The organism is Streptomyces sp. NPDC047315 (genome assembly GCF_040643215.1).
Lineage (GTDB): Bacteria > Actinomycetota > Actinomycetes > Streptomycetales > Streptomycetaceae > Streptomyces.
On the sequence record NZ_JBEYTZ010000023.1, the window covers coordinates 133,615 to 149,979 of the forward strand.

The window sequence follows — 16,365 nt, forward strand, 5'->3', positions numbered from 1 at the left end:
TCCGGCTCCCTCGTCACACGGGGACGAACCGCACCGGGGTGCCGGGCACGGCCTGGGCCGCGCCGGGCAGGTCGCGGTGGTCGACGACGGCGACCACCGGATAGCCGCCAGTCGTCGGATGGTCGGCCAGGAAGACCACCGGGCAGCCGTCCGGCGGCACTTGGACCGCCCCCAACACCATGCCTTCACTGGGCAGTTCCCCCTCCCGCGCCCGCTGGAGCGGCGGGCCCTCAAGGCGCATCCCGATGCGGTTGCCCGCCGCCGAGACCTGGTGGCCGCCGGCGACGAGGGTGTGCAGCGCCGCCCCGGTGAACCAGTCCGCGCGGGGCCCCAAGCGGATGCGCAACACCAACTCGGGCGGCGGGCTGGACCAGGGCACGACGCCGTCGACCCGGCCCGGCGCACCGCCCGGCGCCCCCAGCGGAAGCACGGCCCCGTCCGTGAGCACCGCCGGGCCGAGGCCCGACAACAGATCCGTGGCCCGGCTGCCGAGCACCGGCTCGACGGCGACACCGCCGGCCAGCGCCAGATAGCTCCGTACGCCGTACGTCGCCGGGCCCAGCTCCAGCAGCGCGCCGGCGGGCACCCGCACCGCCGCCCCCCACGCCACCGGCCGGCCGTCCACGGCGACCGGGCAGGGGGCACCGCCCACGGCCACGGTCACCGCCCGACGGGGCCGCACGGCACAACCGTTGACCGTGGTCTCCAACACCGCGGCCCCCTCGGCATTGCCCACCAGCCGGTTCACCAGCCGGGCCGCGGGCCCGTCGAGCGCCCCGGACCGCCCCACCCCGAGGTGGGCGTGCCCGAAGCGGCCCAGGTCCTGCACGGTCGTCAGTGCCCCGGCCCGTACGACGGCGATCGCGCGATCCGTCATGCGCTCTCCGGTACGAACCGCACCCGAGCTCCGGGGGACAGCAGGGCGGCCGGCTCCCGGCGCGGATCCCACAGGGGGCTGTCGGTCGTGCCGATGAGCTGCCAGCCACCGGGCGAGGAGCGGGGATACATCCCGGTGTACGGGCCGGCGAGGCCGAGGGAGCCGGCCGGGACCGAGGTGCGCGGGGTCGCCCGGCGCGGCACCTCGTACCGTGCGGGGAGGCCGGTGAGGTAGCTGAAGCCCGGTGTGAAGCCGCAGAAGGCGACCCGGAACTCGACCGCGGAGTGGACCGCCACGGCCTGCTCCACCGACACCCCCCACAGCGCGGCCACCTCCGCCAGATCGGGCCCGTCGTAGCGGACCGGCACCTCGACGACGTCCGCCTCCTGCGACCGCAGCGGCGGCACGCGCCACCCGGCCAACTCGACGGCGAAGCCGGCGGGGTCGGCCAGGCCGTCGAGCAGCACCGTCCTCGCGGCGGGCACGATCTCCGTCACCGCCGGCAGGTCGCCCGCCGCGCGCCGGCGCACCAACTCGGCGTGCAGCGCGCCCGTCTCCTGCCCGTCCGCGAGCTCGACGAGCAGCGCCCGATCACCCACCGGTAGAGCCCTCATGCGAACGCCCCGACCCGTACGCCCGCGCTCTCCAGCCCCCGGCGCACCTGATGGGCCAATGCCACCGCGCCCGGGGTGTCCCCGTGGACGCACAGGGAGCGGGGCCGCACCGACACCGACCGACCGCAGTGCGAGCCGACCACGCCGAAGCGTGCCATGCTGACGGACCGGTCGACCACGGCCGACGCGTCGGTGAGCACCGCTCCATCCTGGTCACGGGGCACCAAGGTGCCCTCCGCGGTGTACGCACGGTCCGCGAAACCCTCGGTGATCACCGGCAGTCCGGCCTTCTCCGCCGCCACGTGCAGGGCGGACCCGGGCAGCCCGAGCAGCGGCAGCCGCTCTCCCGTCAGCAGCACGCCGTCCACCACGGCCGCCGCCTGATCCTCGTCCCGGACCACCCGGTTGTACAGGGCGCCGTGCGGCTTGACGTACGCGACGCGGGAGCCGGCGGATCGGGCGAACACCTCCAACGCGCCTATCTGGTAGGCGACTTCGGCCGCGAGTTCGTCCGGGGGCACGTCCATGGCCCGCCGCCCGAACCCGGCCAGATCGCGGTACGCCACGTGGGCCCCGATGCGCACCGAGCGCTCGGCCGCCAGCCGACAGACCCGACGCATGGTGGTCGCGTCCCCGGCGTGGAAGCCACAGGCGACGTTCGCGCTGGTGACCACGGACAACAACTGCTCGTCGTCGGTCAGCCGCCACTGGCCGAAGCCCTCGCCCAGATCGGCGTTGAGATCGATGGACGCCCACGTCATGTGCAGCCCTTCCTTTCCCGGTCCCCCGGTGTCACAGCAACTCCTTGCCCCGGGTCTCCGGAAGCCCGAGCAGCGCCACGACGGCGAGACCGTAACCGACGGCGCCGAGGAGCAGCGCGCCGCCCACACCCCAACTGTCGGACATGTAGCCGACCCAGGTCGGCAGGAACGCCCCCACCGCCCGGCCGCTGTTGTAGGTGAATCCCTGGCCCGTGCCGCGTACGGCCGTCGGGTAGAGCTCGCTCAGGAACGAGCCGAACCCGCTGAAGATGGCCGACATGCAGAACCCGAGCGGGAAGCCGAGGAGCAGCAGCAGGCCGTTCTCCCCTTCGGGGAGCTTGGCGTAGCAGAGGATGCCCACGGCGGACAGCACCGCGAACAGCGCGATGTTGTTCTTGCGACCTATTCGGTCCGTGAGATAGCCACCGGTCAGATAGCCGAGGAACGCCCCGGAGATCAGGAGCGCCAGATATCCGCCGGTGCCGACCACGGTCAGTCCGCGCTCGGTCTTCAGATACGTGGGCACCCAGGTGGCCAGGGTGTAGTACCCGCCCTGGACGCCGGTGGACAGCAGGGTGGCGAACAGGGTGACCTTGAGCAGGTCCTTCTTGAAGATCGCCGCGAAGGACCCGCGTGCCGTGCTCGCCTGTCGCCGTGCGGTCGCCTCGGGGGCGTCGCTGACGTGTCGCCGCACGTAGATGACGAGGAGCGCGGGCAGCGCGCCGGTCCAGAACATCACCCGCCAGGCGGTGTCCGGGTCCAGGAACTCGAACACCAGCGTGTACACGATCACGGCCAGGCCCCAGCCGACGGCCCAGGCGCTCTGCACGGCGCCGAGCGTGCGGCCCCGGTGCTTCGCCGTCGCGTACTCCGCGACCAGGATCGCACCGACCGCCCACTCGCCGCCGAAGCCGAGGCCCTGGAGCGCCCGGAAGACCAGCAGCGTCTCGTAGTTGGGGGCGAAGCCGCAGGCGACCGTGAACACGGCGTAGGTGATGACGGTGGCCATCAGCGCCTTCACCCGGCCGATGCGGTCGGCGAGTATCCCGGCGAGCGCGCCGCCGATGGCGGACACCACCAGGGTGACCGTGGTCAGCAGCCCCGTCTGGCCGTTGTCCAGGCTGAAGTAGGCGGAGATGGCCACCATGCTCAGCGGCAGTGTGAAGTAGTCGTACGAGTCGAGGGCGTAGCCCCCGAAGGCGCCGCCGAACGCCCGGCGTCCGCGCGGCCCCAACGCCCTCAGCCAGGCGAAGGCTCCCGCGTCCGCCGGGAGCTGACCTTTCTTCGGCTGTACCCGAGTCGTGCTCATCTGCACCTCGCAGTGTCGAGCGGGGAGGGTGACTGTGCGATGTCATCAAGCTAGGGGATCGTTGAACGATCCGACAAGGGGCGCGTTGGCTCGTTGTTTCCTTCTACGATGGCTTCCGTGCGCCGGTGCGCGCCGGGTTGAAGCTGCTCCCGGCTGGAGAGAGAGGTGTCGTGAGGGCGACGGAGACCGGAACGGGTAAAACGGGCGGATCCCGCGGGCCGAGCGGAGTCGGTGGGACGGGGGGTTCGAGTGGGGCCGGTGGGGCGAGCGGTTCGAGTGTCCCCGGCGGTCCCCGTGGTTCCGGCGCTCCCGGCGATCCCGGCGGTCCGGGCAGTCCCGGCGGACTGGAGGACGACCGCGCGCTGCTCGGCCGCACGAGCACGGCCGAACGCGTCGCGGACATCCTGCGCACCCGCATCGCCGAGGGCTACTTCCGCCCCGGTGAACGCCTGTCCGAGGAGGTCATCGGGCGGGCGCTCGGAGTGTCGCGCAACACCCTGCGCGAGTCCTTCCGCCTGCTGACCCACGAACGGCTGCTCGTCCACCAGCTCAACCGAGGCGTCTTCGTCCGGATGCTCGCCGTCCAGGACGTCACCGACATCTACCGCACCCGTCAGCTCGTCGAGTGCGCCGTCGTCCACGGCCTCGGCGCACCGCCGTACGACGTCGACGCGCTCGAAGCCGCCGTCAGCGCCGGCGAACAGCACGAGCGCGAGGCGGACTGGACGGGCGTGTCCACGGCGAACATCCACTTCCACCGCGAGCTGGTCGCCCTCGCGGGCAGCGCCCGCACCGACGAACTCATGCGGGGCGTGCTGGCGGAGCTGCGCCTGGCCTTCCACGTCGTCGACGACCCGCGCCGCCTCCACCAGCCGTACCTCGTGCGCAACCGCGCCATCCTCGAAGCCCTCCGCGCCGGCGACGCCACCGCGGCCGAACGGCTGCTCGTGCAGTACCTGGAGGACTCCCGGGCCCAGATGGTCGAGACGTACGCACACCTGGTCGACGGCTCCGACGCGTACTGACGCGTACTGACGTAGTGGCGTACGACGTATGGGCGCGCACGCGCTCCCGCGCCCGCACCGGCCCCGTTCCGGTGCCCGCCGCGCCGCACCCGACGGGCGGCATCTGCGCCGTTTCGACCAGTGTCAGTGCGAGGACCTAATCTGTGCACCGTGACTTCGCCAGCCTCGACGGACCCCGTTCCGCCCCAGCTCAGCGCGGGGCCGCGGCCCGCGCAGGGCCCGGCCGCCGACGAGGGGCTCGCGCGGCGGCTGCGCGCGCTCGCCTGCACCGCGCCGCTGCACGACCTCGACGCCCGCAAGGCGAACCTCGCCGGCGAGTACACGGTCTACGCGATGGCGGAGGTCGCCCTCGCGGCCATTGACCTCGTCACCCTGCACATGGACTTCGACACCGGCGCCGACCACGAACAGATCGTCGCCAGGCTGCTGCCCCGGATCGCCGCCCAGGCCCCCCGCCGCCCCGCCGCCGAACACGAGCGCGTCGCCCGCTGGGTCCTGGAGAACCTGATCAACGTCGGCAGCGTGGACCGCGGCTTCCGCGCCGTCTACGGCACCTTCGGCACCGACGGCGTCTACACCCGCCGCGACTACGACTTCAAGCTGATCGAAGAGGTCCCCGGCTACGGCGGCAGCGTCTACCTCCGCACCACCGACGAAGCGGTCAACGTCCTCGTCGGCGCCCTCGACACCGACGTGACCAGTGCGCAGATCGCCGCCGAGGTCAAACTGGAAGTCCTGATCAGCCGCGGTCGGCTCGCCGACGCCCAACTCGCCGCCGAACAGGCCCGCTACCGCACCGTGCAGTACGCCGAGACCCTGCGCCGCACCCTGGAAGCCACCCGCCGCAACGTCCGCGCGGTGGACTGGCTGAACGCCGTTCCCGACCTGATCGCCGAAGCGCTCGACCACGTCGCCGACCGCTACCGGCACGAGAACGCGATCCTGACGAACATCCGCAAGGCGCGTGACGAGGCCGAGGACCCCGAACACAAGCGCCGCGCCGCCGAACTCGTCGACATCGTCAAGGACTGCATCCGCCGACACACCCAGCTCCAGTCCCGACTCCTCGAAGCCGGACCCCTCTTCCGCGCCGAACAGGACCGACAGGCGTTCGCCCGCCCCACCACCCGTACCGGACTCGACCTCCACGGCCAGCTCGTCGCCCCCCTCCTGCCCCTCCCCGTCGAGTCGGCGGTCCGCGTCACCGACGCCTTCTTCGCCCGGGGCACCGGGCTGCGCACCCCGTCGTCCGTACGCCTGGCCGACCTGGTCGACCTGCTGCTCACGCCCCCCGTCGAACGGGACCACCTCGGCGCCGAAATGCCCGAGCCCGACCTGATCGCCACCCCCGACGACAGCCGCTTCAGCGAGGAACAGCTCGCCCAGGCCATGGAGCTCCTGGACCTGGAGCACGACGCGCCGCGCCGGCTCTCCGGACTCCTCGCCGACGCCCGCCGCCGCGACCCCGACCTGCCGTACCTGGTCGCACTGCTCGCCGTGCACGCCGCGAGCCCCCCGGTCGGCACCGCCTACCGCCAGGGCGAAGAACGCCTCCTGTTCGCCGTGGACGACGGCACCGAACTCGACGACCCGGAGTTCGGCGGCGCCGACCTGATCGTGGGCACCGCCCTGCTCGACGCCGTCGGCATGGCCGCCGACCGCACGGAAGCCGCATGAACCCCCGCCCGCGCCCCCGCCGACGACCGGCCGCCGCCCCGCTGCGCCCCCGACCCGCCCGCCCGTACGAGGAGCACGTCCAGTGACCGAACCGCACGCCGAGCGCGCCCCCTGGCCAGGCCCCGCCCCGGCGGACGCGCCCGTGGACGCGGCCGGCACCCCGGCCGCCCAGGTCACCCCCGCCGACGCGGCCGACGCCGCCCGCCTGGTCTCCTTCGGGCTCCAGCCCAAGCTGCTGCCCGCCCGCGACGCCGAGTACGCCGAACTGCTGCGCCGCTACCGGGACGACGCCCCCTTCGCCCGGCTCGCCGACGCGGTCGCCACCGGCCTCGGACTCCTCGTCCTGGAGGTGTCCCCGCGCGCCGGCATGGCGATCAGCGCCGGCGAGGACTCCGTCTTCGCCGTCCGCATGGGCGACTACGCCCGCCGCACCTCCGCCGACTCCACCGACCGCTTCCTGCACGGACTGGCCCACCTCGCGGTCGCCGCCATGGCCTTCCCCCGCCCCGAAGACCTCGCCGACGACGCCTACATCGGCCGCATCACGATCCTCGGCGTCGACGGCTACGTCCGCCAGGCGTGCCGCCGGCTGGAGGAGCGCGCCGACGAGCGCGGCGACAACACCGACCCGGCCACCGACGCCCCCGGCCTGGAGGCCGCCTGGCGCGTCTACTCCCGCCGCAGCGCCACCGGAGCCACCAAGGACGCCCGGCGACTGGCCGGATCCACCACCGGCATCGTCGGCAAGGCCGTCGCCTTCCTCGCGGACTCCGGCTTCCTCCAGCGCACCGGCGACGACGCCGGCGGCGCCTACCGCACCACCGCGCGCTACCAGCTCCAGGTCCGCGACATGGCCGGCACCGCCGCCATGGCCGAACTGCTGGAGCTGGGCGTCGTCCCCGTCAGCGACGGAAGCCCCACCCTGGTCCCGCCCCCCGACGGGGACGACCTGGAGCTGGCCGCCGACGCCGGCCTGCCCTTCCACACGTAGACACGCAGCCCTTCCGCACCCAGCCCCGCGACCACTGCCCACCGCGCGACCCGCGCCCCGTCCGCACGCACCCCGACCAGTCGACATCTGAGAGTCCGCCGCCATGTACGAGCTGTCCCGCGTTCGCCTCTACTCCATCGGGCCCGCCGGTGCGCGCTACGCCGACACCGTCCTGGACCTGCGCGGAGTCGGCGAGCCGGTGCCCCACCCCGCCCCCACCCAGGCGGAGTTCTTCGAGGACGAGCCCGTCGGTCCGCCGCGCCGACCGGCCCCGGCCGGAGTGCTCTTCCTGGAGAACGGCGGCGGCAAGTCCGTACTGCTCAAGCTGATCTTCTCGGTGATGCTGCCCGGCCACCGCAACACCCTCGGCGGCGCCAGCTCGGGCGTGCTGCGCAAGTTCCTGCTCGCCGACGACTGCGGGCACGTCGCCCTCGAATGGCAGCACACCCTCACCGGCGAACTGGTCGTGGTGGGCAAGGTCAGCGAGTGGCGGGGCCGCCAGGTCTCCAACGACCCGCGCAAGTTCGCCGAGGCGTGGTACTCCTTCCGCCCCGGCCCCGGCCTGAGCCTGGACTCCCTCCCGGTCGCCGAGTCCACCGCCGTGCGCCGCCCGGCCGAAGGGGCCTCCGGCGCGCGGGGCCGGCGCCGCACGATGAAGGGCTTCCGGGACGCGCTCACCGACGCCGGCAAGGCGTACCTCCACCTGGACGTCCACTGGGAAGAGATCCACGACCGCTGGAACGAACACCTCGGCGACCTCGGTCTCGACCCCGAACTCTTCCGCTACCAGCGCGAGATGAACGCCGACGAGGGCGAGGCGGCCGGCCTCTTCGCGGTGAAGAAGGACTCCGACTTCACCGACCTCCTGCTGCGGGCCGTCACCGACACCCGGGACACCGACGGCCTCGCCGACCTCGTCAGCGGCTTCGGCAACAAACTCGGCCGCCGCGCCGAACTCACCGCCGAACGCGACTTCACCGCCGGCTCGGTCGACCTGCTGCACCGGATCGTGGAGGCCGCCGACACCCGCGCCCGGGCCCGCGAGATCCACGCCGGCGCCGAACGCCGCACGCGCAGCCTGACCCGTCGGCTCGCCGCCCGCGCCGCCGAGGAACGCGCCCGCGCCGCCGACCTCGCACAGCAGGTGACCGCAGCCGCCCACACCGTCACCGAAACCGAACGGACCCGGGCCCGCAGCTCCCTGGTCGCCGCCGAACTCGCCTACCGCAACGCCTCGCTCGCCCTCGCCGTCGCCGAGAAGCGCGCCACCGCCCAGCGCCGCGAGCTGATCGACGCCCGTACGCTGCACTCGGCGTGGCAGGCCGCGGAGGCCGTCCTACGGCACCGGGCCGCCGGCGACCGCTCCGCGCGCGTGGCCGCCGCCATCCGCGAGGCCGAGCGGGACGCCGCCCCCGCGCTCGCCGCCCGCGCCCGGGCCGCCGCCGACCTCGTCCGCGCCCTGCACGCCGCCGCCGAAGACGGCGAACGGCTCGCCAACGAACAAGAGGAGCGGTCCGCCGCGCTCCAGGAGACCGGTGAAGCGTCCCACCGGGACGCCACGGCCGCGGCCACCGAAGCCCAGCGCGCCCGCAGCGAGATCGGCCACCTGCGCCAGCGGCTGGCGGAGGTCGAGCAGGAGACCGCCGAAGCAGTACGCGCCGGCTGGCTCGACGACACCGCCCCCGACGCCGACCCGGCCAGGGCCGCGCTCGCGGCCAGCGACGCCGAGAAGACCGCGGTCGCCGCATGGGACACCGCGCGGGAAGCGGCGCGCGGCACCGCCGAGCGGGCGAAGGAGGCCGCCGCCGCGGAGTCCCGCGCCGAACTGGCCGCCGCCCGGGCCGCGGACGCGGCGAGCGCGGCGGAGAACGCCCACGGCGCGGAGCACCGGGCCGCCGCCTCCATCGCCGAAGACCCCCGCCTGGCGGAGCTGTTGAGCCTGCCCCCGGCCCCGGCACCGACCGCGGCTGCGCCCCGCCCCGCTGACGCGGACGACCCGCAGGGCGAAGACGCCCGCCCCGGCGAACCCCTGCGCGCCGACGAGGGCCCCCTCGCCGCCGAAGAGCTGGACCGTTGTGCCGACGAGCTGCGCGCGCTGCTGGAGCAGTACGTCACCGCGGCCGAGCGTCAGCTCTTCGACCTGCGGACGGCCGCCGCCGACGACGCCCGGATCCTCGGCGCGCTCGGCGACGGCGGGCTGCTGCCGCCGGGCCCCGACGTCCTGGCGACCGTCGAGTTCCTGGCCGAGCACGGCGTCCCCGCCCTGCCCGGCTGGCGCTACCTGGCCCAGGCAGTCGACCCCGCCGACCACGCCGCCGTGCTCGCGGCCCGCCCCGAACTGGTCGACGGCGTGGTGATCACCGACCCCGCCTCCCACGTCCGCGCCCGCGAGGTGCTGGCCGGCGCCGCCCTGCTGCCCCGCTCCGCCGTCGCCGTCGGCACGACCGCCGCCCTGCTCGCGCCGGTGCCCGCACAGGGCGGCGACGACTCCGGCGTGTTCCTCGTACCGCCGAACCCGGCGATGCACGACGAACACGCCGCCGACGAGGAGCGCCAGGCGCTGCGCGCCCGCGCCACCGCCAGGGACGAGGAGATCAGGGCGCTCGCGACCCGGCTCGCCGGGGACCGCGCGCTCGCCGCGCGCCTCGGCTCGTGGCGCGCCGACTGCCCGCCCGGCATGCTCGCCGAGCTCGCCCGGGGCTCCGCCGCGGCCCGCGACGCCGCCGAGGCAGCGGAAGCCGAGCTCGCCGAGGCCCGCGTCGTACGCACCGAAGCCGACGAGGCGGCGGCCGAGACCGCGGCCGTACGCGAAGAGCGCCAGGAGCAGGCCCAGCGCGCCCGCCGCGCCGCCGACGCCCTCGCAGGGCTGGCCTTCCGGCTCAGGGAACGCGCGGGCTGGCAGGTCAAGCTGCGGGAACTGGCCGACGAGGCCGCCGAGTCGGAAGAGCGGGCCGCGAGCTGCCTGGAGCGGGCGAAGGCGGCGGACGAGGACCGCCGGGTCGCCCAGCGCGCCGCCGACGACGCCCGCCGCACCGCACGCGCGCTGCGCGCCGAACGGGCCGAGATCGCCGGCGCTCCGGACCACCTCCCCGACGAGGACGACCCGGCTCAAGAAGCGTCGACGCGCACACGCACCGCGCTGCCCGCGCTGCGCGAGGCGTACCGCGCGGCCTCCCAGCTCTACGAGAAGGTCGGCGTCGGCGCCGACCTGAGGGCCGAACAGGCCCGTGCCGAGAGCGACGAGAGCGCCGCCCTGGCCGAATTGGACCGGCTCACCAACAAGGTCCGCACCCGTGCGGCACAGCTGCTGGAGAGCACCGAAGGCGCCGACGGGCCCTCGCGGCAGTCCGCCGTCGCCCGGGCCGAATCCCTCGTCCAGACCCTGGAGTCCCGCGCGTCGGAGGCCAGCGAGAAGCTGGGCAGGCTGCGGGGCGAAGCGGAGCGGCTGGCCCCCGCCGACGGCGAATCACACACGGACCTTCCGGACGAACTGCTCCCCGCCGACGCCGAACACGCCCAGACCCTGCTGCGGACCGCCACCGCCGAACTGGCCGCCCGCACCGACGCCCTGGACACCGCCCGCGAGGTCCACGGCGGACTGCTCCAGGCGCACCGCGCCGCGGAGGACGCCGCCGGCGGCTTCGACGAGACCGCCGCCCAACTCCGCGACCTGCTGCGCGACCAGCAGGACGACGAGCCGGCCCAGGACCCCGAGCCGTACGCCGGGGACCTCGCCGAGGCCCGGCAGTCCACCGCCGAGGCCCGGCGCTCCCTGCGCGGCTGCGCCACGGACCTGTCGGCGGCCGAGTCCGCCGTACGGGAAGCCTCCGACGTCCTCGTACGGCACGCCAACTCCACCCGGTACGAACAGGTCCGCACCCCCGCGCGCCAGCAGATCCGCGAGCTGCCGGCCGCCGCACTGCCCGAACACGCGGCGGCGTGGGCGGAAGCCTTCGCCCCCCGGCTGCGGGTGCTCACCGACGAACTCCAGCAGCTGGAGCGCAACCGCGACACCATCGTCGACCGGCTCCGCGGACTGGTGGAATCGGCGCTGGCCACCCTGCGCTCGGCGCAGCGCCTGTCCCGGCTGCCGGAAGGGCTCGGTGAGTGGTCCGGGCAGGAGTTCCTCCGGATCCGCTTCGAAGAGCCCGACCAGGCCACGCTCGCGGAGCGCCTCGGCGAGGTCATCGACGAGGCCACCCGCGCGGCCGTGCGCAAGAACGCCTCAGCGGCGTACGGCGAGGGCCGCAGGGACGGGATGTCCCTGCTGCTGCGCGGAGTCCAGGCGGCGCTGCAACCCAAGGGCATTGCCGTGGAGATCCTGAAGCCGGACGCGGTGCTGCGCGCCGAACGCGTCCCGGTCGGCCAGATGGGCGACGTCTTCTCCGGCGGCCAGCTCCTGACCGCGGCCATCGCGCTGTACTGCACGATGGCGGCGCTCCGCAGCAACGACCGCGGCCGTGACCGCCACCGGCACGCCGGCACGCTCTTCCTCGACAACCCGATCGGCCGGGCCAACGCCACCTATCTGCTGGAACTCCAGCGCGCCGTCTCCGATGCGCTCGGCGTCCAGCTCCTCTACACGACGGGCCTTTTCGACACCACTGCCCTGGCGGAGTTCCCCCTGGTGATCCGGCTGCGCAACGACGCCGACCTGCGGGCCGGGCTGAAGTACATCAGCGTGGAGGAGCACCTGCGCCCCGGGCTGCCCCAGCAGGACCCGTCGGGCGAGCAGGTCCACGGAGAGATCACCGCCACGCGGATGTACAAGCGGGCGACGAGCGAACCGGCACCCCTGCCCGCCCAGACCCCGCCCGCCACCAGCGAGGCGGCGCACTCCCCCCAGCAGCAAACACCGCAGCACGTACAGGAGCAGACGCAGCAGCAGCGAGCACAGCAGCAAAGCCAGCAGTAAGCACAGGAGCACGCACAGGAAGGGTGACGGCAGCAGGCCGCCGGCGCCCTTCCGTCGGGCGGCGGCGCCGACTTACGCCTCGACCTCGGCCATCCGCGCTGTGCCGTGCTGCTCGCGGCGGCGTATTCGCGCCTCGCGACGAGCTTCGGCACGGGCCGCCCGCCGGGCCCGGCGCCGCTCCCGACGCAACTGGCGGGCGCTGCTGCTGGGCTCGGAAATCACGCCGTGACGCTGCTTCCAGACCTGGTGGGTCACCCACACGTCCAAGACCGCCCAGGTCGCCACGACCGTGCTGGCGACGCTGCTGAGCACCATCGGGAAGGCGAGCCAGGAGCCGGCGAGGGTGCTGAGGAAGGCCACCATCGCCTGAATGAGCGTGACGGCCACGATGAGCACGGCCCGCACCGCGGCGGTGCGCACGGGGTCCGCGAGCCGGGGCCGGGCGGTGGGCTCCTCCATCCACAGCTGCCGCGGCGCGCGCGCCTCACCCGCGGCGTACCGCATCGGCTCGCGGCGCTCCCCCTTGTCCATCGTTCTGGTCACTCCCCACGTCCCCCCACATCCATCCGGCCTTTGGGTGGCTGCCCGAAATCCCCCGCACCTACTCCAGCCCCTGCCGCCGCCGACGCCACGGCCACCGGAAAATCGACACTGGTGAACCGGGACCGGAGACCTCAGGGGAAAACCGGCAGTGCGGGCGAACCTCGCACTACCGACCGGTATCGCCAGGATCCCAACAGCTCTGCACATAAGGACGCACGACTGCGCGGATTTGTTCCACCACACGGGCAAAGAACGAAGGAATCCGGCCATCTCCAACGGCGGAGGAGTCGGCACTCTCCCCGCCCCCTCGCGACACGCCGAGAATCCCAACACCTTGAATGCCGGAACGACCCGTGGGCAACGCCGCCGCGGTCGGCCGAAAATCGTCCGGACGACCCTTCGAGTTGCTTGTGTGACAGTAGTAGGCTCGCGCCGTTTGTTGACGGAGCTGACGGAACACCACCGTCCGCTGGGGCGGTTCCGGCCGGGGGAGGGAGGCCATGCGCTTTCGCGGGAAGTCCATCCGCCGGAAGATCGTGGCGGTGCTGCTGGTGCCGCTGCTCTCGCTCACCGCGCTGTGGGCCTTCACCACCGCACTCACCGGCCGGGAGGCCAGCGAGCTCCTCGACGCCAATTCGGTCAGCGAGGACGTCGGCGAACCCGTCACCCGCGCGATCGACGCCCTCCAGCAAGAGCGCCGCCAGACCCTCGTCTACCTCGCGGACCGCCGCGCCTCCACCGCGCTCCCCGAGTTACGCACCAAGCGCGGCACCACGGACGAGGCCGTCGCCGAGGTCAGGGCCAGGGCGGAAGACGACGATATCCGTGAGGCGGTGCGCTCCGATGGTGAACGCAAGCTCGCCAAGCTGGTCAAGGGATACGACGGACTGGCCGCGCTCCGCCGCTCCGTGGAGACGGGCACCGTCACCCGCGTCGAGGCGCTGGAGTACTACAACGGCATCGTCGACCCCGGCTTCTCCCTCCTGAACTCCCTCCACTCCCTCGGCGACGTCGGCCTGGAGCGCCAGGGCCGCGCCCTCGTCGGCCTCGGCCGCGCACGGGAGGCGCTCGCGCGCGAGGACGCCCTGATCGCGTCCGCCTTCGCCGCCGGCCGGGTGGACGCCGACGAACTGCGCCAGCTCACCGGCCTCGTCGCCCGGCGCGAGGTCCTGTACGACACCAGCCTCGAAGCTCTGCTCCCCAAGGACCGCGAGATCCACCGCCAGTTCTGGAAGGGCCCGGAGACCGCGCCCCTGCGCGACGCCGAGAAGCGGCTGACCACCGGCGGCCCGGTGCGGCACGCGTCCGCGTCCGAAGCCGAGGAGTGGCAGGTGGCCGCCGCCCCGGTGCTCGACGAACTCCGCAACGAGGGCGTCGCGGCACACAACCGTCACGAGGACCGGGTGGAACCGGTCACGTACGACGTCTTCGTCAAGGCGGGCATCGCCGGAATCCTCGGCTTCGCCGCCCTCCTCGTCTCCGTCGTCGTCTCCGTCCGCATCGGCCGTGACCTGGTCCGCGACCTCTCCCGACTGAGCCGGGAGGCCCACGAGGTCTCCAGCGTCCGGCTGCCCAGCGTCATGCGGCGCCTGGCCGCCGGCGAACAGGTGGACGTGGAGACCGAAGCCCCGCGCCTGGAGTACGAGAAGGACGAGATAGGCCAGGCCGGCCACGCCCTCAACACCCTCCAGCGCGCCGCCGTCGACGCGGCCGTGCGCCAGGCCGAGATGCGCCGCGGCGTCTCCGAGGTCTTCGTCAACCTCGCCCGCCGCAACCAGGTACTGCTCCACCGCCAACTCACGCTCCTCGACACGATGGAGCGCCGCACCGAGGACACCGACGAACTCGCGGACCTCTTCCGGCTCGACCACCTCACCACCCGGATGCGCCGCCACGCCGAGGGCCTGGTGATCCTCTCCGGCGCCACCCCCTCCCGCCAGTGGCGCAAACCCGTCCAGCTGATGGACGTGGTCCGGGCAGCGGTCGCCGAGGTCGAGGACTACGAACGCATCGAGGTGCGCCGGCTGGCCCGCATCGGCGTCGGCGGATCGGCCGTCGCCGACCTCACCCATCTCATCGCCGAACTCCTGGAGAACGCGACGGTGTTCTCACCGCCGCACACCACGGTCCAGGTCAACGGCGAACGCGTCGCGAACGGCTTCACCCTGGAGATCCACGACCGCGGCCTCGGCATGGCGCCCGAGGTCCTGTTGGACGCCAACCTGCGCCTCGCGGAGACCCCGGAGTTCGAGCTGTCGAACACCGACCGGCTCGGCCTGTTCGTGGTCAGCCGGCTCGCCCAGCGCCAGAACGTACGGGTGTCGCTCCAGCCCTCCCCGTACGGGGGTACCTCGGCGATCGTCTTCGTCCCCGCAGCGCTGCTCACCGACGCCCCGGACACCGAGAGCAGGGGCGTCCGCATCGAGCGGGCGGGGGAGGGGCCCTTCGGCCGGCGCTCCGGCAAGGGCGAGGGGGGCGCCAAGCTGTCCGCCCTCGCCAAGAGCGGCCAGGGGCGGCGGAACGGTCCTGCGCTCCTCGGCAGCGGTACGGACTGGGACGCCCCCGGCGACCTCGGGGACCCCGAAGCCCTTGACGACCACGCCGACCACGCCGACCATTCCGACGCGCTGCCCCCGCTCGCCCCCGCTCCGTACGAGCCGCAGCCCGACGAGGCCCGCCGCGCACCGCTGCCCCGGCGCACCAAGCCGCCCACCCTGATCACCGACGGCGGACGCAGGGTCGACGAGCCCGGCCGCACCCACCCGGTGCCGTTCCCCGAGCCCCTGCCGGCCCCGGACCCCGCGGAGCCGGGTCCCGCGCGCGCGGGATCAGCCGGCCGCCCCGAAGCGCCCGCCGCCGTCCCGCTGTACGAGCCCTCGCACGAGCCGTCGCCGACGTCGGTCGACGGACTGCCGCGCCGGGTGCGCCAGGCCAGCCTCGCCCCGCAGCTCAAGGCCGACCCCGACACCGGCGGGGCCCGGCGGCCCCCCGCCCACCGCGACGACGCCCGCCACCCGGGCCCGAACGTCGAACGCGACCCGGACGAGGTGCGCAACCGCATGGCGGCGATGCAGCGCGGCTGGCAACGGGGCCGCCGCGAGAACGCGGACGGTGCCGCCGACGGCGTCCACCAGTCCACCGGCCCGGGCACCGGCCGGCCGGCACCACGAACCACCTCCGAGGGGGACGGCCCATGACCGCACCGCACGCCGCAGCACACGCCGTCGGCGAACACCCCGCGCAGGGCTCCGGCGCACTCAACTGGCTGCTCGACGAACTCGTCGACCGGGTCGGCAGCATCCGCCAGGCCCTGGTGCTCTCCCGGGACGGCCTGGCCACCGGCGCCTCCCGCGCGCTGACCCGGGAGGACGGCGAGCACCTCGCCGCCGTCGCCTCCGGCTTCCACAGCCTCGCCAAAGGCGTCGGACACCACTTCGACGTGGGCGAGGTCCGTCAGACCGTGGTGGAGCTCGACGAGGCGTTCCTCTTCGTCACCGCGGCCGGCGACGGCAGCTGCCTCGCCGTCCTCGCCGACGCCGACTCCGACGTCGGCCAGATCGCGTACGAGATGACCCTCATGGTCAAGCGGGTCGGCGCGCACCTGTCCACCGCCCCCCGGACCGGTCACGCCAGCGCCGGGGGATGAGCGCGGG

General features: G+C 74.0%; 11 protein-coding genes. 6 read left to right on the forward strand and 5 right to left on the reverse strand.

Annotation, left to right across the window (positions count from 1 at the left end; translation table 11 throughout):
- Positions 1-13: 13 nt before the first annotated feature.
- The 4 genes from ABZ842_RS25605 to ABZ842_RS25620 are packed head-to-tail and all read right to left on the reverse strand — an operon-like array spanning position 14 to position 3,561.
- A complete protein-coding gene (locus tag ABZ842_RS25605) occupies positions 14-877 on the reverse strand; it encodes a biotin-dependent carboxyltransferase family protein (protein ID WP_361541045.1) in 864 nt (287 codons plus the stop codon).
- Positions 874-1,491 (reverse strand): 5-oxoprolinase subunit PxpB, encoded by a 618-nt coding sequence (gene pxpB / locus ABZ842_RS25610; RefSeq protein WP_361541048.1) that lies wholly within the window; start codon positions 1,489-1,491, stop codon positions 874-876. Before pxpB ends, ABZ842_RS25605 begins: the two co-directional genes overlap by 4 nt.
- A complete protein-coding gene (locus tag ABZ842_RS25615; protein ID WP_361541051.1) occupies positions 1,488-2,252 on the reverse strand; it encodes a 5-oxoprolinase subunit PxpA in 765 nt (254 codons plus the stop codon). Before ABZ842_RS25615 ends, pxpB begins: the two co-directional genes overlap by 4 nt.
- 31 nt (positions 2,253-2,283) lie before the next feature.
- The gene (locus ABZ842_RS25620; RefSeq protein ID WP_361541054.1) at positions 2,284-3,561 is read right to left on the reverse strand and encodes an MFS transporter; all 1,278 of its coding nucleotides are present in this window, start codon (positions 3,559-3,561) and stop codon (positions 2,284-2,286) included.
- A gap of 344 nt (positions 3,562-3,905) precedes the next feature.
- On the opposite strand from ABZ842_RS25620, the gene ABZ842_RS25625 reads away from it, so the two are divergent.
- From ABZ842_RS25625 to ABZ842_RS25640, 4 genes are all read left to right on the forward strand, one after another.
- On the forward strand, positions 3,906-4,586 hold the full coding sequence (locus ABZ842_RS25625; RefSeq protein WP_361541114.1) for a GntR family transcriptional regulator: 681 nt from the start codon (positions 3,906-3,908) through the stop codon (positions 4,584-4,586).
- Positions 4,587-4,736: 150 nt separating this feature from the next.
- Positions 4,737-6,263, forward strand: a complete 1,527-nt coding sequence (locus ABZ842_RS25630) for a hypothetical protein (protein ID WP_361541057.1) — start codon at positions 4,737-4,739, stop codon at positions 6,261-6,263.
- An 82-nt stretch (positions 6,264-6,345) separates the two neighbouring features.
- Positions 6,346-7,254: a hypothetical protein gene (locus tag ABZ842_RS25635; protein ID WP_361541060.1), complete on the forward strand. Its 909-nt coding sequence runs from the start codon at positions 6,346-6,348 to the stop codon at positions 7,252-7,254.
- A 103-nt stretch (positions 7,255-7,357) separates the two neighbouring features.
- Positions 7,358-12,169 (forward strand): hypothetical protein, encoded by a 4,812-nt coding sequence (locus ABZ842_RS25640; protein ID WP_361541063.1) that lies wholly within the window; start codon positions 7,358-7,360, stop codon positions 12,167-12,169.
- 72 nt (positions 12,170-12,241) lie between these two features.
- Here the strand turns inward: ABZ842_RS25640 and ABZ842_RS25645 are convergent, their stop codons facing one another.
- Positions 12,242-12,673 carry a hypothetical protein gene (locus ABZ842_RS25645; protein ID WP_361541117.1) on the reverse strand — a complete coding sequence of 144 codons (432 nt, stop codon included), beginning with the start codon at positions 12,671-12,673 and terminating at the stop codon, positions 12,242-12,244.
- 539 nt (positions 12,674-13,212) lie between these two features.
- Here ABZ842_RS25645 and ABZ842_RS25650 point away from each other — a divergent pair.
- Positions 13,213-15,909 carry a nitrate- and nitrite sensing domain-containing protein gene (locus ABZ842_RS25650; RefSeq protein ID WP_361541066.1) on the forward strand — a complete coding sequence of 899 codons (2,697 nt, stop codon included), beginning with the start codon at positions 13,213-13,215 and terminating at the stop codon, positions 15,907-15,909.
- A complete protein-coding gene (locus ABZ842_RS25655; protein WP_361541069.1) occupies positions 15,906-16,358 on the forward strand; it encodes a roadblock/LC7 domain-containing protein in 453 nt (150 codons plus the stop codon). Before ABZ842_RS25650 ends, ABZ842_RS25655 begins: the two co-directional genes overlap by 4 nt.
- The last annotated feature ends 7 nt before the right edge of the window (positions 16,359-16,365 follow it).

Bases quoted from the DNA above. Each gene is read 5' to 3' on its own strand.
- pxpB (WP_361541048.1), bottom strand. From the start codon at position 1,491: ATGAGGGCTCTACCGGTGGGTGATCGGGCGCTGCTCGTCGAGCTCGCG.
- ABZ842_RS25645 (WP_361541117.1), bottom strand. From the start codon at position 12,673: ATGCGGTACGCCGCGGGTGAGGCGCGCGCGCCGCGGCAGCTGTGGATG.
- ABZ842_RS25615 (WP_361541051.1), bottom strand. From the start codon at position 2,252: ATGACGTGGGCGTCCATCGATCTCAACGCCGATCTGGGCGAGGGCTTC.
- ABZ842_RS25620 (WP_361541054.1), bottom strand. From the start codon at position 3,561: ATGAGCACGACTCGGGTACAGCCGAAGAAAGGTCAGCTCCCGGCGGAC.
- ABZ842_RS25605 (WP_361541045.1), bottom strand. From the start codon at position 877: ATGACGGATCGCGCGATCGCCGTCGTACGGGCCGGGGCACTGACGACC.
- ABZ842_RS25650 (WP_361541066.1), top strand. From the start codon at position 13,213: ATGCGCTTTCGCGGGAAGTCCATCCGCCGGAAGATCGTGGCGGTGCTG.
- ABZ842_RS25655 (WP_361541069.1), top strand. From the start codon at position 15,906: ATGACCGCACCGCACGCCGCAGCACACGCCGTCGGCGAACACCCCGCG.
- ABZ842_RS25640 (WP_361541063.1), top strand. From the start codon at position 7,358: ATGTACGAGCTGTCCCGCGTTCGCCTCTACTCCATCGGGCCCGCCGGT.